Source organism: Candidatus Francisella endociliophora (genome assembly GCF_000764555.1).
Classification (GTDB): Bacteria; Pseudomonadota; Gammaproteobacteria; order Francisellales; family Francisellaceae; genus Francisella; species Francisella endociliophora.
The window spans coordinates 797,966-820,650 of the sequence record NZ_CP009574.1 but is presented as its reverse complement, the minus strand read 5'-3'; the positions used below and the strand labels follow the sequence as shown (position 1 = coordinate 820,650).

The following is a 22,685-nucleotide window of genomic DNA, read 5'->3' as shown; positions in this document are numbered from 1 at the left end:
CGACATCTATATATTCATGAAATGATAGTTTATAATAGCACTTAGACTTATATTTAAAAAATGATATGTATAAATGAGCGAAATACTTATAAAAACACCAGAAGAAATTGAAAAAATGCGTATTGCTGGAAAGTTGGCGGCAGAAGTTCTAGAGATGATTACTCCTTATGTTAAAGAGGGTGTTACTACCGAAGAACTTGATAATATTTGTCATGATTATATTGTCAAAGAGCAAGATGCTTATCCTGCACCGCTTAATTATCATGGTTTCCCAAAATCTATTTGTACATCTATAAATCATGTGGTTTGTCATGGTATACCTGCTGATAAAAAGCTGAAAAAAGGCGATATATTAAATATAGATGTGACTGTTAAAAAAGATGGCTATCATGGTGATACTAGTAAAATGTTTATGATTGGTGAACCATCTGTAATGGCTAAAAAATTAGTTGATGTAACACATGAATGCCTTTGGAAAGGTATAGAGGTTGTTAAACCAGGTAATCACTTTGGCGATATAGGTGCTGTAATTGAAAAACATGCTAAGAAGTTCGGGTATTCAATAGTTGATGCTTTTTGTGGTCATGGTATTGGTGCAAATTTCCATGAACCACCTCATGTGATGCATCATGGTAAAGCTGGTACAGGTGCAAAAATTGAAGAAGGTATGATCTTCACAATTGAACCAATGATTAATATTGGTAAAAGAGCTGTATCAGTTCTTAAAGATGGTTGGACTGCTGTTACAAAAGACAGATCACTATCAGCTCAATGGGAGCATACAATTTTAGTTACAAAAGATGGCTATGAGGTTTTAACTTTAAGAGAAGAAGAAAAAGGCTAAGATGTCAAAACAAGTAACTCAAAAACTAGTAAATCAAAAATGTGATCTTTTAAAGTCACAAAATGAAGAAATTACAGTTAATAAGATCAGAAAACTTATTGGTAATGGTGTTTCGATAATTGATTTAGTAGAAAAAGTTACATTGTACAAAGATGACAGAAAACAAGCTTTAGCAGTTGCTGAAAATGAGGTTGAGCAAATTTCTAAACCTAATCATGATGAGTTGCTTGAGACTATCAAAACTACACTAAAGAGTTTTGCAGTTGATAAAAATGATATTACTTATACTCTAAGAAATAATCTCAAGACTCACATAGACAAAGAAGTCGCAGATAAAACATCTAAATTAAAACAAAAGCAAGTAGAACTATCTAATCGAAATGATAGTCTGGAAATATCAAATTTAACTTTAGAGAAACGCTATAAAGAGCTTTTAGAGAAATTTAGTCAACTAAAGGAAGATCTTCATCAGCTTAAACAAGATTTTAACAATCGTACGATAAAACAGCTTAATAAAGAAGATGAAGAGGCTTCACTTCTTGATATCGAAGAATTTACAAGCTTTAGTGAGCAGTTGCGCAAATATAATAAAGATCCATCTGTTGCAGTTTATGATGCTAATAAACGTACAATTTTAATTAAGTTTCCAGCTACATCTGCACTTACTGCAGAATGTCGTAAGGGTAGAAGCAGTTTTTTAAATGCGATTACAACTTTTGATTTTACAAACAAGGTTTGGGAGTTGAGAGGTTATAATCTTAAGACGGTGGATTATCTAAAAAGAAAAGGCTTTGTGTTTTCAAGAGAGTTAGAAACTATTGTCTATATGTTTAAGCAGCGTCAAGCTCAACAAAGTAATAACTAGGTTTTTAAATAACCCAAGTTAATAATTGGTATCCTATAATAGGATGATCTAGTCTTAGTACTTTCTAACTTCTCTAGCATAGCAAAGGCTGTTAATATATAATTTAGCCATTAGTTTATTATATCTCCTTAATATATGGATTTATTCTCAAGTTTAGAAAACACTCAATCTGTTGGCGAGTTCTCCGAACAGGCATACTTGAACTACTCAATGTATGTGATCTTAGATAGAGCTTTACCTCATATATCAGATGGTTTGAAGCCTGTGCAAAGGCGTATCATATATGCAATGAGTGAGATTGGTCTAAGCCATCTATCTAAATACAAAAAATCAGCTCGTACAGTAGGTGATGTACTTGGTAAATATCATCCACATGGTGATAGTGCTTGTTATGAAGCTATGGTGCTGATGGCACAAGACTTTTCATATCGTTATCCTTTTATCGATGGGCAAGGTAACTGGGGATCTATCGATGATCCTAAGTCATTTGCTGCAATGCGATATACAGAATCGCGTTTATCTAAATATGCAGTATTGTTACTAGATGAGCTAAAAAAAGGTACAGTTGATTGGGTCAAAAACTTTGATGGTACAATGGATGAGCCAAAACTACTACCTGCTCAAGTGCCAAATATTTTACTAAATGGTGCAATGGGTATTGCTGTGGGGATGTCAACATATATTCCTCCGCACAATATAACTGAGATTATTAATGCTTGTTTGCAACTTTTGTCAAAACCAAAGTCTACAATTGATGATGTCTTAGAAATAGTCGAAGCTCCAGATTATCCTGGAGGAGCAAATATTATCAGCTCTCGTCAAGAAATAGCGGATTTATATAGAACTGGTAATGGCTCAATTAGACAACAAGCAGTATATCACTATGATAGTCATGGCAATGTAGTTATTACAAGGCTACCACATCAAGTGTCAAGTGCTTCTGTTATGGAACAAATTGCTAACCAACTTAAAGCTCAAAAAATTAGTTGGATAAAAAATATCCAAGATGAGTCTGATGATAAAGAGCCTGTCAAAATAGTACTATACTCTGGAAGTACTAAGAAAAATATTCAAAAAATCATGGGGCACTTGCTTGCGACCACTGATCTTGAGAAAAGTTTCCGTGTGAATATGAATATGATTGGTCTTGATAATCGTCCTAAAGTGAAGAATCTTTTAGAGATACTTACAGAGTGGTTGGAGTATCGCAAAGCTACTTTACGCAGAAGGTTACAAACTAGCCTAGATAAAGTACTTGCAAGGTTGCATGTATTAGAAGGTTTACTAATTGCTTTTCTAAATATAGATGAAGTGATTGAGATTATCAGAAACTATGATGATCCAAGCATTGAACTACAAAATAGGTTTTCACTTTCAGAAATTCAAGCTGAAGCAATTTTAAATATCAGACTGCGTAAGCTAGCGAAGATTGAAGAGATTGAAATCAAAAAAGAGCAGGCTGAGCTAGCAAAAGAAAAAGAGCTCTTAGAAGGCTACTTAAATAGTGAAGTTAAATTTAGAAACTTAATGAAAAAAGAGTTTAAACAAATCTTGGCTGATTTTGGTGATGAGCGTCGTTCACACATTATTGAGACAGAAAAAGCGCAGGCTCTTGAAGAAAAAGATCTAATGCCAAGCGAGAGAGTGACTGTTATATTATCAAAAGCTGGCTGGGTAAGATGTGCCAAGGGAGATGGTATAGATCCGAAAGGTCTTAACTACAAACCTGAAGATAAACCATATTTGGCAACTTCAGGGAATAGTAATATTAAGCTGGTATTCTTTACCAAGCTTGGTAAAGCTTACTCAATGTATGTTGATAAGTTTCCATCTGCTAGGGGATATGGTGAACATATAACCACATATATTCCACTTGATAAAAAAGATGAAATTATCAACATGGCATTTGTTAATGTAGCTTCTCACTTCTTGTTAGCTAGTGCTAGTGGTAAAGGTTTTGTTATTCCAGCTGAAGATTTGATAACTAATAAGGTCACTGGTAAAAATATTTTTGATACTGAGGATGTTATAGCATTTATGCCATTTAAAGAGAATAAAAAAATGTTAGCAGTAAGTTCACAAGGGCGTACAGTTATTCGTGATTTTGCTAGTTTTGGAGTTCTTAAAAAAGGTAAAGGCAAATCCATTATAAGATTAGATAAAAAAGATAAAGTTAAATTTATAGAGCTTTTTGAACCTGAGCAAGAACTTACACTTAGTGCTGGTAAGAGATTTATTAGAATCGATAATAAAAATATAGATACTTATCTTACAGATAAACCATCTGGTGGAGGAGTACTTTTACCACAAGGCTTTAGAAAAATCACAAAAGTTAATATAGAAAACACACAAAAAAATAATACAGAGAGTTAAAATGAAAAAAATAGCAATACTTGGAGCTATGGAGATAGAAATCCAACCAATTTTAGAAAAGTTAGATAATTATGAAGTTGTAGAGTATGCAAATAATAAATACTATACTGCAAGTTACAAAGGCAAGGATCTTGTGGTTGCATATAGTAAAATTGGTAAAGTTTTTTCAAGTTTGACTGCTACTGTTATGATAGAAAAGTTCGGTGTTGAGGCTCTTTTATTTACAGGTGTTGCTGGTGGACTACAAGATTTGAAAGTTGGAGATATTATTGCTGCAACTGCTACAGTCCAGCATGATGTTGATATCACAGCTTTTGGTTATCCTCATGGTAAGATTCCGACTTCTGAAGTAGAGATTGCTACATCTACAGAGATTTTACAGCAAGCCCAAATAGTTGCAAAAGAATTAGACCTGTATTTGCAGACAGGAGTAATTGCTACAGGAGATCAGTTTATTCATTCCGTTGAGAAAAAAGATTTTGTTATAAAGGAGTTTGGAGCAAAAGCTATCGAGATGGAAGGTGGTAGTGTTAACCTAATATGTAATGAGATGGGTGTTCCAAGCTTAATTTTGAGAAGCATTTCTGATACAGCTGATGGTGATGCTCCTGAGAATTTTGATGAGTTCGCAAAAATAGCAGCTAATAGATCAGCTGAGTTTGTAACCAAGTTGGTTGAGAAACTATAATCTTACATTAAGGAGAGCTGTATTGTTTAAGAAGTTCTTTATCTATGGTGCTCTATTTATCTCAACTATTGCATACAGCAGTATTTCTGAGAAGCAAGTGCAGCAATTAAAAAAACAGTTAGCTACAATCCAGCAAAAAGAGTATAAAGATAAGCAACATATCAAATCCAATCTTAAATCTACAAATATAGATGCTTATCTTCAGTATAAAAAAATATCTCTTGATCCAGCAGCATTTACTCAAGAACAGATTAAAACCTTTTTTGATGAGAATGAAGATCAGTATTGGAGTTCAGCCTTATGTGATGATTTGGCGAGATATTATGCGAAAAATAATAATTGGCAGATGTTTAAACAATTCTATGACGGCAACCTTGAGTCTGCTGGCAAGTGTTGGATAATTGCACAGAAAGCATCAGATGAAGAATTTAAAAGAAAGGCTATAGTAGACTTTTCTAAATTCACACAGACTAAAAAATATTCAGCTCTTGAATGTTCTGATGTGGATGATTATTGGAAAAAACAAGACTCTACCAGTAAAAATAAAGATTGTGTTGTAGAGAAAGCATATAAGCTAGCTTTTGAAGATAATTTTGATGATGCTCTTATACTTTTAGATAATAATATTGAACAACATTCTTATAATGACTATATAAAAGCATGGAAAAAAACTACAGATAATCCTCAATTGCTTGATGGTTTTATAGCGAAATATCATGACTACCCAGAGTTTATAGAAGTACTAGCTGAGACTTCAAAGGATTCTGTGAAAACTAAACTAGAAGATTATGCAAAGATTTGGCTAAAACTAAAAAACAAAAGCTATTTAAATGACGAGGCAAAAAGTAAGGCAACTTTACCAATTGCTGTTGCTTTTGCAAAAAATCATAACATGCAACAAGCTAAAGAATGGTTTGCAAAAGTAGATAAGAAATACTACGATGATAATGCTTGGGCATGGTTATTAAGAGTAGATATATATAGCTTTGATTCTCAAAACTATATAAACAACTATAAGAATCTTCCTGCTAAAATGCAAAAAGAAAATGCTTGGAAGTATTGGTTTGCTTATAGTTATTCAAAAACTGGTAATAAAGCAAAGGCAAATGAGATTTATGAAAGCTTAGCAATACAAAAAGGCTTTAACTATTATACGTTGTTATCTGCTGATGCTCTTGGTAAAAAATATGTTTTAGGTTCTGATAAAGTTAAGTTGATTTCTAAAGAAAAAACGACAGATTTCTTAAAAGATAGGAATATTTCTCAAGCGGTGATGCTTTATGAGGCTGGTCAGTATAAAGATTCTAGTCAGTTATGGAAATGGATTATACGAGAAAAATTTAGAAGCCAACAAAGGATGCAAATACCTGAGCTAGCACAGCTTGCATGGATTAAAGAAATGCATTATCAGGCTATTTTTAGTATGTCTATGCTTGGTTTGGATAATCATTTAGAGCTTCTTTATCCATACCCTTTTACAATTGAAGTTGATGACCAGTCTAGTAAATATAATTTACAAAAAGCTTTAATTTTTTCTATTATGCGCCAGGAGTCTTTATTCTATAGAGAGGCTAGTTCATTTGCAGGAGCAAAAGGGTTGATGCAAGTTACAGACTCTACAGCTGGATTTGTCGCTAAAAGATATAGGTTAAAAAATATTGATAATATTGCAGAAAAACTATTTACTCCTAATGTTAATATAAGTGTTGGTAGCGCAAATCTTGATTTTCTTAATCAGCTATTTAAAGGTAATATCATCCTAACAATTGCTGCTTATAATGCCGGTCCTGGTAATGTGGCTAAGTGGTTAACAAAACAAGAGATTCCAGCAAAACAATGGCTAGAAAGTATTCCATTTGGTGAGACGCGTCACTATGTTAGAAGTGTATTGGTGAATATGGTTATTTATAACAATATTATTCTTAAAGATAAAAGAGTTAGGTTAAGTGACATTCTTGATAATCAAATATCAAATAAGCTAAGTTTTAAATAAGATTGTTTGGTAGTTATAAGTTAGTTTTTTTGCTCTAATAATGTTAGTATCTCTAACAAAATAAACAGTTGTGTTTTATAAACGTGATTAGTAAAAAAGTTATAACATTAAGCTTAGCATTGCTATCAGTAGGCACTAGTTACAGCTTAACAAATCAACAAGTTGAGCTATCAAAGCAAGCAATAAAAGCTTTAGATAATAAGAATTATAAATCATATTATTATCTAAAATCTAAACTTAAAGATACAAGTATCTATACATATTTACAATATAAGGAAATTAGTAGTGATCCAGAAATATTTGAGAGTTCTACTATTGATAATTATATTTCTGAGCATAAAGACAGTTATTGGACGGATGAGTTAAAAGATGATTTAGCTAGCTACTATGCGGAAAATGATAATTGGCAAGGTTTTCAAAAATATTACAATGGTGGTCTAGGAGTATCTGGACAATGTTGGTCAATACAATCTAGTTATGAGTCTGGGGATAAACAAAAAGCTTTAGATAAGTATGGTCAGCTTTGGCAAAACCGTGTTTATATGCCTTCTGCGTGTAATGGAATGCAAAAGTATTGGGATAAGTCAGATTACAAACCTAAGAATTATATTGTTAATAAAGCTTATAATTTAGCATTTGCAAATAAGTTTGATGATGCTTTATGGCTTTTGAATACCTTCGTTGATAACAATAAAGACTATGTGAACTATATAACAGCTTGGAAAAATGCTACAAAAGATCCTAGCCAATTAGATAGTTTTATTAATAGATTTCATAACTATAGATATTTTGACAAAATCTTTGTTGATATATCAAATGATCTTGTTAAAAGAGATGCATCAAAATATGCAAAAACTTGGGATGGTTTAAAAAATAAAAGATACTTAAGCTCAAAGGCAAAGCATGAATGTATCTCTGCTATAGCTGTTAGTTTCGCACGCTCTCAATCGCCACAAGCAAAACAATGGTTAGCTAGGGTTGATAAGAGGTATCTTGATACTATTGCATGGGAGTGGTTATTAAGAGTTGATTTGTATAATGAAAACTTTAAAGATTATATAAAGACATATAATCAACTTCCAAAGAGCTCTCAACAAGACGAAGCGTGGAGATATTGGTTAGCATATAGTTATGAACAAATAGGGCAAAAAGAAAAAGCGAAGCCTATTTTTGAAAAACTAACTAAAGAACCTTTAGATTATTATTCATTCTTAGCATCAGACAAGTTGGGTAAACCATATAATTTTGGTCATAAAGAAGTTGATGAGCTAGATACTAAGAAGTCAGAAGAGTTAATTAAACAGGATACTATCGAGCAAGCTATAGATCTTTACCAAATAGGGCAGTATAAAGCTTCAACTAGTATTTGGAAGTGGGATATTCGGAAGAAGTTGAAAGCTAGAGAGATTACACAAATTAAAGAGCTTTCTCAGCTAGCTGAGGATAATGATATGTATTATGCAGCTATTTTCAATATGGCTGTGATAGGTACATACAGTAATATTAATATGATTTTTCCAAAGGCATTTTTAGATATTGTGAATAAAAATGTTAAAAAATTTGGTATCGATAGAGATTTAGTGCTTTCTATTATGCGTAAAGAATCATTATTTGATATTGAAGCAGGATCTTGGGCTGGTGCAAAAGGTCTGATGCAGGTTACAGAGCCTACAGCCAATTTTATTGCTAAGAAATATAAACTATCTCTAGCTGGAGATAAATCAGAAGGTATGAGTAGTCAAATATTTATACCAGAGAATAATATTAAACTTGGTACGGCTAATTTATATTTCTTAGAGAAATTATTTAAGAAAAATCCAATACTTGGGATAGGTGCTTATAATGCTGGACCTGGTAATGTTGATAAATGGTTAAATAAAAAAGAGGTTCCTGCAGCTATTTGGATTGAGAATATTCCATTTGGAGAGACAAGACATTATATACGTAAAGTTCTTGTATATATGGTTGTTTATAATAACTTTATCTTTAAAAATAAGAAAAATAGCATTAGTGACTTTCTAGATTATCAAATATCTGATAAATTAAGTTTTAGGTAATTTTATAAAATTTAAATAAAAGGGAACATAATGCTAGTTAAAAAAACAATATTGGTAGGTAGTTTACTACTTTCGCTAAATATAGCAGTTGCAGCAGATGAAGGGTATACTTTTTGTGGTTATAAAACTCAAGCAGCAGATCCAGAAACAAGCCAGCAGTTTAAATTTAGAGAGATGACAGATAACTATACTATCAAGCCAGCTGCTTATAAAACGCAGGCCAAAAAAGAAGATTTGGATACTGTAATGCTAGGCTCTGGTATAACACTTGATAAATATACGATTAGTTCTTTTAATAAAGAGAATGCTAAGAGTGACTATGTAAACTTACCTGCAATGGGACCATTTATGATGGTGTACTCAGATGAATATAAAAAGAATATTCCAGCTGCATGGGTTTACTGGATAGGTGATGGTCAAACAACGGTTAACGGCCATTATCAGCCATATAATAGAGTTTTAGAGCCAATAAACTTTGTTTTTGTAGTTAAAGGTTTTGAAGATAAGGCAAAAGCAAATAAGTATTTAGTTGAGCAATTAGAAAAGGCTGATTTTACTAAAAATTATTCCGATCAGCATTCAGGTGGATATGCTGGTATTTTTAAAGATTCTGATGGTAAGTTGCAGACCTTCAAACAAATAGGTGGGATGGTTAATGGAGCATATCATGGTTATACTTTTGAGGATGTAGATAATCCTGATATTGGAGGGAATCATTTTAGAGTGTTTGGACCATATCAAGATAATGATAGTGGTGCATATATTTATACAGCATCAATATCTAAAGAGTCGCCGAGGTTTTATAAAGACAATAAGCAATGTGGACATATGTTTGAATCATTTACTACTGCTAAATCCAAATTGGCAATAGGACTATTAGATAATACAAAAGCTAAAGTATATGATACCAATCTATTTACCACTATTCCTGATCGTATTGTAAAAGCTGGAGATAATGTTGATACATACTTTACAGGAGATCAACAAATTACAAATTCTCAAATTTCTAATGTAGCTTTTGTAGCTGTTTTTGATAAAAAAAGATCAGACTTTATTTAGAATATCTATACAAAAAAATTCATCAATGATTTTATAACGCATTTATAGTAATATCTCTAGTTAAGTTTACAAAATAATAATATTTCTATAATGATTTCTCATCTTAGAGTCCATACAGGGTTTTCTGTTGTTGATAGTACTGTGCGTTTAGGTGATTTATTTGCTCGAGCTAAAGATAAAGATATTGTAGCTGTAGCACTTACTGATGTAAGTAATTTGTTTGCTGCAGTTAAGTTTTATAAACAAGCTCTGGGCAGTGGAGTCAAGCCGATATTTGGAGTTGAGTTGAAGGTGGTTACGGGGTTTGGTGTATCTGATTTGGTGCTTTTGGCTGAGACAAATACTGGTTATCAAAATATTGTCAATCTAGTATCTAAAGCTTACCAAGAAGGGCAAAGGCATGGTTCTATTCCATTAGTTGAAAAATCTTGGCTAAAAGAAGCAGATTTAATAGAAATTATTTGTTTAAATGGTGGGCAGTATGGGGAGTTGGGTCAGGCTATACTAGCTAAAGATATTGCAAAAGCTGAACAAGTTATAGCTGAGAATATTGCAATATTTGGAGCTGATAATTATATAGTAGAGATCCATAAACTAGGCTATGAAAATGAAGGTTTATATAATGAAAAAGCTCTTGAACTAGCTAGTAAACATAATCTGATTGCTGTAGCTACAAATTTGACTGTATTTATGGAGTCTGATGATTATGATATCCATGAAATTAGAGCTTGTATCAATGAGAAAACTACAATTCTTGATGAGTCACGTAAGTCTAAATTTACTAGAGAACAATACTTAAAGTCATCTGACGAAATGTATGAGACTTTTTCGGCATTGCCAATACTTGTTGATAACTCTTTAGCAATTGCAAAACGTTGTAATGTAACATTTGATTTGGGTAAGCCTTGTTTACCGACAGTAGATATTCCAGATGGTTTAACTGAGAAAGAGTATTTCTCAAAACTATGTTATGAGGGGCTAGAGAATCGCTTAGAAAAAGTACTAGCAAATAAGCCGCAAGACAAACACGAACATATTACAAAAGTTTATAAAGATAGATTACAAAGAGAGATTGATATTATCTGTGATATGGGATTCCCTGGCTATTTCCTGATAGTAGAGGATTTTATAAGATGGTCAAAAGAAAATGATATTCCAGTAGGTCCAGGGCGTGGTTCTGGTGCTGGTTCATTAGTGGCATACTCGTTACTTATTACAGATATTGATCCACTACCGTATGGACTACTTTTTGAGAGATTCCTTAATCCTGAAAGGGTATCAATGCCAGATTTTGATATTGATTTCTGTATTCAAGGTCGAGATAGGGTTATCAAATATGTAGAGCAAAAATATGGTAAACAAAGTGTTGGTCAGATTATAACTTACGGTACTATGGCTGCTAAAGGTGTAGTGCGAGATGTAGTGCGTGTAATGGGTCAAAGTTTTGGTTTTGGTGATAGGATTGCTAAGCTTATTCCTGAAACTCCAGGTACAACATTCAAAAAAATCTTGCATGAAGGTGAACCGCTATATGATGAAATGCAGGCAGATGAAGATGTTGCTGAAATTGTTGAGAAAGCACAAAAGTTAGAGGGTCTACCACGAAGCTTAGGTAAGCATGCTGCAGGTATCGTGATATCACCAACTGTAATATCAGATTTTGCTCCGATATATTGTGAGGATAAGGGCGGTGATATTGTAACTCAGTTTGATAAAGGTGATGTTGAAGATGTTGGTCTTGTTAAGTTTGACTTTTTGGGACTAAAAAACTTAACAATTATCAAAAATGCTATTACAAGTATTAATGCTAAACGATCTAACCAAGAAACTCCGTTAGATATCTCAAATATTCCTCTTGAAGATGAGAAAACGTTTAAGCTGTTACAAGCGGGTAATACTACAGGGATATTTCAGCTGGAGTCGCAAGGTATGCGTCAGATTGTCAAAGATCTTGGTACTTCAAATTTTGAGGAGATTATTGCCTTAGTAGCATTATACAGACCAGGACCAATGGAAAATATACCAACATTTATTGATCGTAAGCATGGTAGAAAGAGAACTACATATCTGCATCCATTATTAGAAGAAGTTTTAAAAGAAACTTATGGTATTCCAGTTTATCAAGAGCAGGTAATGCAGATGGCGCAAAAGCTTGCTGGCTATACTCTTGGAGCCGCAGATTTATTACGTCGTGCAATGGGTAAGAAAAAACCAGAAGAAATGGAGCAACAGCGTAAAATATTTAAAGAGGGTGCTGCTAAATATCATAATATTGAAGCTGGTCTTGCTGATGAAATATTTGATCAGATGGAAGCCTTTGCAGGTTATGGTTTTAACAAATCCCATGCTGCTGCGTATGCGTTGATTGCCTATCAAACTGCTTGGCTAAAGGCTCATTATCCTGATGAGTATATGGCTGCTCTTATGTCAGGAGATATGGGTAATACTGATCAGTTAGTTAAGTTTATCCTAGATTGTAAAAATATGGGTATCACAGTTTTATCACCAAATGTGAATAAGAGTGTTTATGACTGTATAGCTATCTCAAAAGGTACAATTTTACTTGGTTTAGGGGCTATCAAAGGACTTGGTGGCGAGGCTATTAAGAGTATCCTTACAGAAAGAGAAGCAGAGGGAGAGTTTAGCTCAATCTTTGATTTAACTCGTAGGGTAGATCTACGTAAGGTTAATAAAAAAGCTCTTGAAGCACTTTGTTTTGCAGGTGCTATCAAAGAAATTTCTAGAAATAGAGCAACAGCATTTAACTGTATTGAGAAAGCTATCAAAAATGCTGGCTATGTAAATGACATGGCAGCTGCTGGGCAAAATGATTTATTTGGTTTTACAGAGCAAGAGAGCGATACTGATGGTGAATTAGAAAGAGAGTGTATTATTGATGAGTGGAGCCTAAAAGAGTTACTTATCAATGAGAAAAAAGCTCTTGGGATGTATTTTTCTGGGCATATTATTGATGAGGAAAGCCATTGGCGTAATCATGTTAGCTTTAGTGATCTTGAGAAAATACAAAAACCAAATATGGATGGTAATTCTGTAAGAATTATTGCTAGTATGATAACTCCAGCGATGCGTAGAAAAACCAAGACAGGTAGAATCTTATATATTATCAATATAGATGATGAGTTTGATAGAGCAGACTGTCTTGTTGGTGAAGATGTTTTTGCACTAGTCAAAGATAATATTCAAGTTGATGATGTTGTTGTTGTTGAAGGCAAAGTAAGCCGTGATATACAGCGAGAATGTAATAAACTAAGTGTAGATAAGGTCCTGCCAATATCTCAATATATTGATGAGAACTTTAGTAAAGTAGAGCTTGCTCTAAGAAGTCAAAATGTAAATCCTACAAATCTTAAAAAGGTTTTAGATAATTTAAAAACAAATATTGCTACTACTAATATTCAAAGAGAAAATACTTTAGAAATAAAAGTATTACTGGATGATGTCGATGGTAGGTTTGATTATCTAAATAAGCCATTTTCGATATATGAGTTTGTTAATGATGTTAGTAGGTTAATAGCTGAGGGCAGTACGGTTAGTTTAAGTGGTAAGTAAATGAAATCCCAATTTATACAATATAATGATCCAAACAACGAAGTTCTATATCAAAGATGTAAACCTGTAACTGATATTAAAAATGCTGAAATACAAAATATCATCACAGAAATGAGTGAGAAAATGCAAGGCAATGGTATAGGTCTAGCGGCTAATCAAATTGGCTATCCATATCAAATATTTATGATAGAGTTTGATAGCTCTAATTCTCGTTATCCAATAGATTTTGAAAATGTACCATATCAGGTATTTATAAATCCCAAAATTACAAAGGCATCAAAGCAAAGAGTCAGTTTCTGGCATGGTTGTCTAAGTGCTTTAGGTGAAAAGAGAGGTAAGCTTGCAACATTCAAAGAGATAGAATACGAAGCATATAATCAAAATGGTGAGAAAGTTATAGGCAAATTAGATTCGATTGCAGCCGTAATATTCCAGCATGAGTTTAACCACTTGATTGGTTCTGTATATGTCGATTTTGATACAGAATATATGGATAATGATGAGTTGCAGGTAAAATTTTCTATGGGAGAGTTGTTACCTTACCAAGAGTGCGGAGAGGAGGTTCCGTTATTATTAGAAAAGTACCAAATAGGGACTAGTATTATTTAAAATAAAGTCTTTTTGATAAAAATAAAGATAGCTTATTGACTTATAAATTAAGAAGAGTATCATAACAGCCACTGACGATCATAGCAGTTTGGCACCACCTGATCCCATTCCGAACTCAGAAGTGAAACGGACTCACGCCGATGATAGTCTGGCATTGCCCAGGTGAAAGTAGGTAGTCGTCAGGACTTTTTCAAAAATTTTACTAAAACATTATTTCTGCTATCACAGTTACTGAAGCGATATATGCTAGAGCTATTGTTCCTAAGTATATTGGAAGTGAGTATGTTTGACCTTCTAGAAAATTTCTCATTTTTTAACCCATTTAGTTAGCTTAATTTGTGATGTGTATATAATATAAAAACTTAGCTAATCTAACAATTAGGCAAAATTGATAGGAGTAGTTAATTTTTGATAGTCTTCTTAAAAGAATGTTTTAAATATCGTTTTGTACTTGTTTCAAGCTCAAGTATTAGCGTAAGATTTTTCAAATGTTTTTCATGGCTGGATATGATATTCTATATAACAATTTTTGATTAGAATGAGATTTTTAATGTTTAAAAGTCTGCCTTTATTTATAGGGTTGCGATATATCCGCGCAAAGAAGCGTAACAGGTTTATATCTATTATTTCAGCAATATCTTTTTTAGGTATTTCTTTAGGTGTTGCGGTTCTTATTACAGTTATGTCTGTTATGAATGGTTTTGATGGACAAATAAAGAGTCGTATTTTGATGATGGTACCTCCCCTTAAAGTTTATCAAGTTGGTGGTAAGGTTACAGACTGGCCAGCATTATCAAAAAAAGTTGAGCAAGAAGCTCCAAAAGTTACAGCGACTGCACCTATTATTGAATCACAAGGTTTGCTTAGCGCAAATAGTGGTGGTAGTACTACAGCATTTGTACAGATACAAGGTATAGAGCCAAAGTATCAAACAAAAGTATTACCAATTGCAGATCATATAATTGAAGGTAAGCTTTCATCGCTTGATGATGGAAAGGGATATAATGTGGTATTAGGTAGTGCTTTAGCAGATAGCTTAGGTGTTAAAGTGGGCGATAAGGTTACGTTAATCGTACCAAAAGTAAGCTTAACGCCAGCAGGGATGATTCCTAGAATTAAACAGTTTACTGTATCAGGGATATTTTCTGTTAGTTATCAGTATGATGCTTATTATGCGATGATTAATATCAAAAATGCTCAAAAAGTTTTTCAAACAGGTGATTCTGTATCAGCACTTCAGCTTGGTACAAAAAATGTCTATGATGCGCCACTTATAAAAAATAAATTAAATGATGGTGCAATTCCAGCATACTATTTTACTCGTGACTGGACAGATGAAAATAAGTCATTTTTTGATGCTTTGAAGATGGAAAAGACAATGATGTTCTTTATATTATTGTTAATAATTACAGTTGCAATATTTAATCTTCTATCATCACTAGTTATGGTTGTTACAGATAAGCGTAGTGATATTGCAATCCTTAGAACCATGGGCATGTCATCACGCCAGATTATCACAGTATTTATTTATCAAGGTTTTATAATCGGCATGATTGGTACTGTTATCGGTGTGCTTCTTGGTATCTTGTTATCAACTTATGCTACAGAGATCGTCAACTTTATTCAGCACGTTACAGGTAGGCAGTTCTTAAGTGCAAGTGTGTATCTGATTAACTATATACCATCTGAACTTATGTGGTCAGATGTTCTTAAGGTTACAGGTGTTTCAATGTTTTTAAGTTTCTTAGCAACATTATATCCAGCATGGAGTGCTTCAAGAGTTCAACCAGTGGAGGCACTTAGATATGAGTGATGTAGTTCTAAGTTGTAAAAATGTTTCGAAAAAATATACAGAATTCAAAACTGATATTGCTATCTTAAAAGATATAAATCTTGAGATTAACAAGGGTGAGAAAGTTGCTATTCTGGGGTTGTCAGGTTCGGGTAAAACTACTCTTCTAAACGTCCTTGGCGGCTTAGATAAATGCAGTTCTGGTGAGGTTACTCTTATGAATGAGAGATTTGATAACCAATCTGTAAATAAACGAGCAATTATGCGTAATAAGCATCTTGGTTTTATTTATCAGTTGCATCACTTGTTACCAGAATTTACAGCTATTGAGAATGTGATGATTCCTTTAGCAATTACCAAGAAATATGGTAAAAAAGAGTCTATAAAATTAGCTACGGAAATCTTAGAAAAAGTAGGTCTAGCACATAGAGCTAATCATAAGCCTGCGGAGCTTTCTGGAGGTGAAAGACAAAGAGTGGCTATTGCAAGAGCTTTGGTGACAAATCCTAGTTGTATCCTAGCAGATGAACCAACAGGTAATTTGGATAGTGAAAGGTCAGAGAGTATTTTTCAACTAATGCAACAGCTAAGTGAAGATTTTGGCACAAGTTTTGTGATTGTGACACATGATGAGAAACTTGCTAGCAGAATGAACAAGGTCTATAGATTAACAGATGGCGAGTTAAGTCAAGTTCAATAGAATATATTTAAAACTTAAGCCTGTTTCGCTATATTTTTACAAATTTATATTAGAGTTGGTGTTAAAGGTACTTCTAGTTTCTTATGAATGCTGAAAAAAGGTTCTATTTATTCTAGTGTCTATGTAGATATTTATAGTAGAGAAGGAGCAAAAACTAGTAAATTGTATATCAAAGTAATTGATGGCAAAGAATAGTATTATTTTTTCTAACAAAATGCTTATAAAAAACTAAAAAAAAATGTATATTGTTACGTATCTAGAATTATTTTTTTTGGGTGGGCAATTTCATGCTTAAAACTCCTCTATTTGAAGCTCATGTGGTAGCAAATGCCAAGATGGTTGATTTCTCTGGTTGGTCAATGCCAATCAATTATGGTTCACAAATTCAAGAACATAATAATGTACGTGAAAACTGTGGTGTGTTTGATGTATCTCATATGCTTGCGGTTGATATCAAAGGTAAAGGTGCAGAAAAGTTTTTGCGCCATATGTTAGCAAATGATGTTGCTAAGTTAGCAAATAATAAAGCTCAATATGGTTGCATGCTTAATCATGAAGCAGGTATTGTTGATGATTTAATTACATATAAAGTTAGTCAAGAGCATTTCAGAATAGTCGTAAATGCAGGTAATAGAGAGTCTGATGTTGCTTGGTTTATTGAGAATTCGAAAGATTTTGATGTTGAAATTACATCAAAGAAAGAGCTTGCAATAGTCGCTGTACAAGGACCAAAAGCTGTAGAGATTGTTAAGCATTGTGTTACTAAAGAGACTGCAGAAGAAATTGAAGCTCTTAAACCTTTTTCGTTTAAGTTTTTTAGTAAATGGATGTTTGCTCGTACTGGATATACTGGTGAAGATGGCTTTGAAATAATGTTACCAGCAGATCAAGTAGTAGATTTCTGGGATAGCTTATTAGAAAATGGTGCTGAGCCTGCTGGTCTTGGTGCCAGAGATACTCTTCGATTAGAAGCTGGTATGCATCTATATGGTTCAGATATGAATACTTCAACTACTCCACTAGAAAGAGGTCTTGGATGGAGTGTTGATTTATCAGATGAAAGCAGAAGCTTCATTGGTAAAAAAGCATATTTAGCAAAAAAGGCAGAAGGTGTAAGTACTAAGTGGGCTGGAGTTGTATTAAAATCAAAAGGTGTACTCAGAGCTGGTCAAGAGATTGATTTTGATAATGGTGAAAAAGGTTATATAACAAGTGGGACATTCTCACCAACGTTAAAAGTTGCCATAGCTTTAGCATATGTACCAAAGCAAGGAGATAATCCCGTGGTAAATATTCGTGGTAAAAAGCTAGAAGTTGAAATTATTAAGCCGAGATTTGTTAAAAACGGCGAGTCTTTAATATAAAATATATAAAAGTTTAGTTAGTTAAATTGGGTCAATTACCGGAGGTATAAAAATGTCAAATATTCCTAGTGAATTAAAATATACAAAATCGCATGAATGGATCAAAGTAGATGGTGATGAGGTTACTGTAGGAATTACAGCGCACGCACAATCTTTACTAGGAGATTTGGTTTATGTTGAGCTACCAGAAGTGGGAGAAGAGTTCTCAGCTGGTGATGATACTTGTGTGGTTGAGTCTGTAAAAGCAGCTTCTGATGTATATGCTCCTATTGATGGCGAAGTAGTAGCAGTTAATGATGCTGTAGTAGATGAACCTGCTTTGGTAAATGAGTCTCCATTTGCTGATGGTTGGTTATTTAAATTAAAAGTTTCTGATGAGTCTCAACTAGATGAATTGCTAAGTGCTGAAGCTTATGCAGAAAATTTAGAAGATTAATCTTAAAAAAAATTCTTACTGTTATAGAATAAAAAGATCAAAACTAACTATCTGTTCACTCTTAATTTGTTTTGAGTGTAGCAGGTAGTTCTTTAGTTTATTCAAGGACATGGAGGAAGTATGTCTTTTATTCCACATAAACCAGAACAAATCAAAAAAATGCTCGATACTATTGGAGCTAATTCTGTGGATCAGCTTTTTGATGAAATTCCTGCTCAGCTAAGAGCAGATGCTCTAAAAATTCCAGACGGGATCAATGAAATTCAATTAGCTAATGTAGCAAGAAAAAGAGCTAATAAAAATCATCATAATACAAACTTTATAGGAGCAGGTGCATATAGTCACTATATACCATCTGCAATATGGGATATTGTTGGTAGAGGTGAGTTTTATACAGCATATACACCATATCAAGCAGAGGCTTCTCAAGGTGGTTTACAAGTTATTTATGAATTCCAAACTATGATGGCTTGGTTAACAGGTATGGATGCTTCTAATGCTTCTATGTATGATGGAGCAACAGCTTTAGCAGAGTCTGTGCTTATGGCAATTCGTTCGAACAAGAAAGCAAAATCGCAAAAAGTGTTAATAGCTGAAGCATTACATCCTACTTATTTAAATGTATTAGAAACAATTACAAAACATCAAGGTATCGAAGTTGATGTTGTAAATCTTGATTCTAAACATGGAAAGACTGATATTGCTAAACTAGCAGATTTTGCTGATACTCAGTATGCTGCAGTAGTTATTCAAAGCCCTAACTTCTTAGGTCAACTTGCAGATGTTGATAGTCTTGCAAACTGGGCTCATGAGCATGGTGCTTTAGTAATAGCTGTAACTAATCCAATGTCGTTAGCAATCTTAAAATCACCTGCTGAATGGGGAGAAAAGGGTGCTGACATAGTATGTGGTGAAGGTCAGCCTATGGGTGTCCCACTAGCTTCTGGTGGTCCATATTTTGGTTTTATGACTTGTAAGATGCCTCATATTCGTCAAATGCCTGGCCGTATTGTTGGCAGAACAGTTGATCTGGATGGTAATGAAGGTTTCTGTCTAACTTTACAAGCTAGAGAGCAACATATTCGTCGTGCAAAAGCTACTTCAAATATCTGCACTAACCAAGGTCTGATGGTAACAGCGGCAACTATCTATATGAGCTTACTAGGTGCAGAAGGTCTAGAAAGAGTAGCAAGTGTATCTCATGAAAATACTACTAAACTAGCAAGTGAATTATCTAAGCTAGATGGAGTAAACACTAGATTTGATAAAGTATTCTTCAATGAGGCTGTTATTGACTTACCTGTAAATGCGCAAGATTTTGTAACAGAAGTGGAAAAAGAAGGTATTGATGCAGGTTATTTCTTAGGTGAATATCATAATGACTTAGCTAATTCTATTATGGTTTGCTCTACTGAAATTCATACAGCAGAAGATATAAATGAGTATTTAGAAGCAACTAAAAAAGTTTTAGCTAGGTTAGGAGGTTAATTTAAATGGTTATTTTTGAAAAAACTAGAGGTGTAAACTCACCAGCTGTTATGCCTAGCAAAAAAGGAGATGTTTCAAATATCCCTGCAAATATGCTTCGTTCTAAAAAGCCAATTTTGCCAGAACAAGCTGAACTAGATGTTGTTAGACATTACACACAACTTTCACGTAAAAACTTCTGTATAGATACGAATTTCTATCCATTAGGTTCTTGTACTATGAAGTATAATCCGCGTGCAGCACATAAATATGCATCACTTGCAGGTTTCTTAGAAAGGCATCCGTATGCTGCTAGCCAAAGTGTCCAAGGTACTCTTGAATGCTTAGCTGATTTACAAAATGTAATCACTGAATTAACTGGTATGACGGCTGTTTCACTTGCTCCTATGGCTGGTGCTCAGGGTGAGTTTGCTGGTGTAGCTATGATCAAAGCATATCATCATAAACGTGGTGATTTTGAGCGAAATGAAATTATCGTGCCAGATGCTGCTCATGGCACTAATCCAGCAACTGCAAAAGTTTGTGGTTTAAAAGTTATCGAGATTCCAACTAAGAGATGTGGTGATATCGATATTGAAGCACTTGATAAAGTACTAGGTCCAAAGACAGCTGGTATTATGCTAACAAATCCATCAACTGTTGGTGTGTTTGAGAGAAGTATTGCTGTAATTGCGAAGAAAGTTCATGAAGCTGGTGGTCTATTATACTATGATGGTGCGAACTTAAATGCAATTATGGGTAAAGCGCGTCCTGGTGATATGGGCTTTGATGTTTTACATATGAACTTGCATAAGACTTTTGCAACTCCTCATGGTGGTGGCGGTCCAGGTGCTGGTCCAGTTGCTGTTAATGATAAGTTAAAAGAGTTTTTACCAGTACCAATGGTAGGCAAAAAAGACGATAAATTCGTATGGTTAGAAGAAAAAGATGTACCAAATACTATTGGTAGAATGTCTGCATTCAACGGTAATATTGGTGTATTGATTAGAGCGTATATTTATGGTGCTATGCTTGGTGGAAATGGTCTAACAGAGGCATCTGAAATAGCGACTCTAAATGCTAACTATATGATGGCTCGTTTAAAAGAGGAAGGCTTTACGATCGCTTATCCTAATAGAAGAGCATCACATGAGTTTATTGTAACTTTGAAACCTGAATTACAAAAATATGGTGTCACAGCTACAGATTTTGCTAAATGCTTGATAGACAGAGGAGTTCATGCTCCTACTATGTATTTCCCACTATTAGTACCTGAGTGTCTATTAATAGAACCTACTGAAACTGAAAATGTTGATAGTATGGAGAAATTTATCCAAGCAATGGTAGAAATCAGAGATATTGCTAAGGAAAATCCTGAATACCTAAAAGGAGCTCCTTATAATCTACCAGCTCGTCGTCTTGATGATGTTAAAGCTGCAAAAGAGCTTGATATTGTTTGGCAGCCTAAGCCATAAATATATTAACAATCAATGCCTTATCTCTCTAGAACCTTTAATAGATCTATCTAATAACTTCAATTATTTAATAAAAAATTTATTTTGCTTTATCTAAAGTTTAGAATATAATTGATTAATTCCAGGATTTTATTCTAACTAGATGATAGACTTAAATACAAAGCTCCTTTTGGAGAAAATTCAAGATGGAGTTATATTGTATGATTCTACTTCAACTGTTTCTTTTGTTAACTCAAGTGCTTTAGAAATACTTAAAATGCAAGAGCAAGAGCTTCTGGGTAAGAAGTTCGATGAGATAGGCTGGAAATTATTGAATGCCTCTGGGAATGAACTGAAAAAAGAGCATTATCCTGCTTATTCCGTTGCGCTAAATGATAATAACATAGTAAATCGTATAATAGGTATAGCAGATAACAACTCTGTAGAACCTATTTGGATGCTAATGAATGCTTATAAAGATGATGATAATGTAGTGGTTACTTTTACTGATGTAACTCATAAATATACTCAGGCATTTAATGAGATTGTTGAGAATGCAATTGATGGTGTAGTAATAACGAAAGCTGATAATATTGATAAGCCAAGTGGTCCTGAGATTATATATATTAATGACCATATAATAGAGTTAACAGGTTACACAAAAGAAGAGCTGGTTGGTAATACTCCTAGAATTTTTCAAGGAGAGAATACTTGTAAAGAATCTATGTTAAGAATTAGAAAGGCTTTAGAAGAAAAATCTCCAATACGAGAAGTCATGTTAAATTATAAAAAATCAGGAGAGGCTTATTGGGCAGATGTTTCAATTTTTCCATTAAGCTTGGCTCCTGATGATACAATAACTCATTTTTGCTCGATACAAAAAGATATTACAGAAATAAAAAAAGCGGAAGAAGAAAGTGCTAAAAACGCACAAAAAGATCATTTAACAGGTCTTTTAAATAGAAGAGGTTTAAGCCAAGTATGTGATAAATTTGCTGCTGATCAATCTTTTTCTATTATTATGATAGATGTAGATCATTTTAAAAATATAAATGATAATTACTCACATAAGCATGGTGATCAAGTATTAGTAGCTCTGGCAAAAAATATTCAACTTAGCTGTAGGAGTCAAGATTTGGCTGTTAGGCTTGGAGGTGAGGAGTTTGCAATAATACTGTTGGGGTCTACAAAGAACCAAGCTTTACAAGTCGCAGAAAGGTTAAGAAAGCAAATTGGAAAACAGGTTCTATCGCTAGATGGACAAATTATAAACTGTACAATCAGTTGTGGTCTTGCTGATTCAAATGATGCTAAAGATGTAAATAAATGTATTGAGTATGCTGATGAAGCATTATATAAAGCTAAAAAATCAGGAAGAAACCAATCTGTTGTTTATGCGTAGTCTTATTGTAGG

The 22,685-nt window shown here is 33.6% G+C and carries 16 protein-coding genes and 1 rRNA gene; all 17 read left to right on the top strand.

The genetic code is table 11. The annotated features are described in order from the left end of the window. Nucleotides 1–73: 73 nt before the first annotated feature. The 17 genes from map (at nt 74) to QI37_RS03955 (ending at nt 22,673) form a co-directional block, all read left to right on the top strand. Entirely contained in the window at nt 74–844 is a 771-nt protein-coding gene (gene map, locus QI37_RS04035; RefSeq protein WP_040008802.1) for a type I methionyl aminopeptidase, read from the top strand. A gap of 1 nt (nt 845) precedes the next feature. Then, nucleotides 846–1,709 (top strand): hypothetical protein, encoded by an 864-nt coding sequence (locus QI37_RS04030; RefSeq protein WP_040008800.1) that lies wholly within the window; start codon nt 846–848, stop codon nt 1,707–1,709. Between the two features lie 135 nt (nt 1,710–1,844). Further along, nucleotides 1,845–4,082: a DNA topoisomerase IV subunit A gene (parC, locus tag QI37_RS04025; RefSeq protein ID WP_040008797.1), complete on the top strand. Its 2,238-nt coding sequence runs from the start codon at nt 1,845–1,847 to the stop codon at nt 4,080–4,082. Between the two features lies 1 nt (nt 4,083). After that, nucleotides 4,084–4,770, top strand: coding sequence for a 5'-methylthioadenosine/adenosylhomocysteine nucleosidase (locus QI37_RS04020; RefSeq protein WP_040008794.1), 687 nt, complete (start codon nt 4,084–4,086; stop codon nt 4,768–4,770). A gap of 22 nt (nt 4,771–4,792) precedes the next feature. Beyond that, nucleotides 4,793–6,763, top strand: coding sequence for a lytic transglycosylase domain-containing protein (locus QI37_RS04015; protein ID WP_040008792.1), 1,971 nt, complete (start codon nt 4,793–4,795; stop codon nt 6,761–6,763). 83 nt (nt 6,764–6,846) lie between these two features. Next, nucleotides 6,847–8,820 carry a lytic transglycosylase domain-containing protein gene (locus tag QI37_RS04010; RefSeq protein WP_040008789.1) on the top strand — a complete coding sequence of 658 codons (1,974 nt, stop codon included), beginning with the start codon at nt 6,847–6,849 and terminating at the stop codon, nt 8,818–8,820. Between the two features lie 30 nt (nt 8,821–8,850). After that, nucleotides 8,851–9,879 (top strand): hypothetical protein, encoded by a 1,029-nt coding sequence (locus QI37_RS04005; RefSeq protein ID WP_040008786.1) that lies wholly within the window; start codon nt 8,851–8,853, stop codon nt 9,877–9,879. A gap of 90 nt (nt 9,880–9,969) precedes the next feature. Continuing rightward, on the top strand, nt 9,970–13,449 hold the full coding sequence (dnaE, locus tag QI37_RS04000) for a DNA polymerase III subunit alpha (RefSeq protein ID WP_040008784.1): 3,480 nt from the start codon (nt 9,970–9,972) through the stop codon (nt 13,447–13,449). Then, nucleotides 13,450–14,058: a peptide deformylase gene (locus QI37_RS03995; RefSeq protein ID WP_040008782.1), complete on the top strand. Its 609-nt coding sequence runs from the start codon at nt 13,450–13,452 to the stop codon at nt 14,056–14,058. Between the two features lie 70 nt (nt 14,059–14,128). Then, nucleotides 14,129–14,243, top strand: a 5S ribosomal RNA gene (gene rrf / locus QI37_RS03990). Between the two features lie 365 nt (nt 14,244–14,608). Next, nucleotides 14,609–15,871 (top strand): lipoprotein-releasing ABC transporter permease subunit, encoded by a 1,263-nt coding sequence (locus tag QI37_RS03985; RefSeq protein WP_040008780.1) that lies wholly within the window; start codon nt 14,609–14,611, stop codon nt 15,869–15,871. Continuing rightward, the gene (locus tag QI37_RS03980) at nt 15,864–16,550 is read left to right on the top strand and encodes an ABC transporter ATP-binding protein (RefSeq protein WP_040008778.1); all 687 of its coding nucleotides are present in this window, start codon (nt 15,864–15,866) and stop codon (nt 16,548–16,550) included. Before QI37_RS03985 ends, QI37_RS03980 begins: the two co-directional genes overlap by 8 nt. Before the next feature lie 287 nt (nt 16,551–16,837). Beyond that, nucleotides 16,838–17,914: a glycine cleavage system aminomethyltransferase GcvT gene (gene gcvT / locus QI37_RS03975; RefSeq protein ID WP_040008776.1), complete on the top strand. Its 1,077-nt coding sequence runs from the start codon at nt 16,838–16,840 to the stop codon at nt 17,912–17,914. Between the two features lie 52 nt (nt 17,915–17,966). After that, nucleotides 17,967–18,350, top strand: a complete 384-nt coding sequence (gcvH, locus tag QI37_RS03970) for a glycine cleavage system protein GcvH (protein WP_040008774.1) — start codon at nt 17,967–17,969, stop codon at nt 18,348–18,350. A gap of 120 nt (nt 18,351–18,470) precedes the next feature. Beyond that, nucleotides 18,471–19,838, top strand: a complete 1,368-nt coding sequence (gene gcvPA, locus QI37_RS03965) for an aminomethyl-transferring glycine dehydrogenase subunit GcvPA (protein WP_040008773.1) — start codon at nt 18,471–18,473, stop codon at nt 19,836–19,838. Nucleotides 19,839–19,843: 5 nt separating this feature from the next. Beyond that, on the top strand, nt 19,844–21,292 hold the full coding sequence (gene gcvPB, locus QI37_RS03960) for an aminomethyl-transferring glycine dehydrogenase subunit GcvPB (protein WP_040008771.1): 1,449 nt from the start codon (nt 19,844–19,846) through the stop codon (nt 21,290–21,292). Nucleotides 21,293–21,434: 142 nt separating this feature from the next. Continuing rightward, on the top strand, nt 21,435–22,673 hold the full coding sequence (locus QI37_RS03955; RefSeq protein WP_040008770.1) for a sensor domain-containing diguanylate cyclase: 1,239 nt from the start codon (nt 21,435–21,437) through the stop codon (nt 22,671–22,673). The last annotated feature ends 12 nt before the right edge of the window (nt 22,674–22,685 follow it).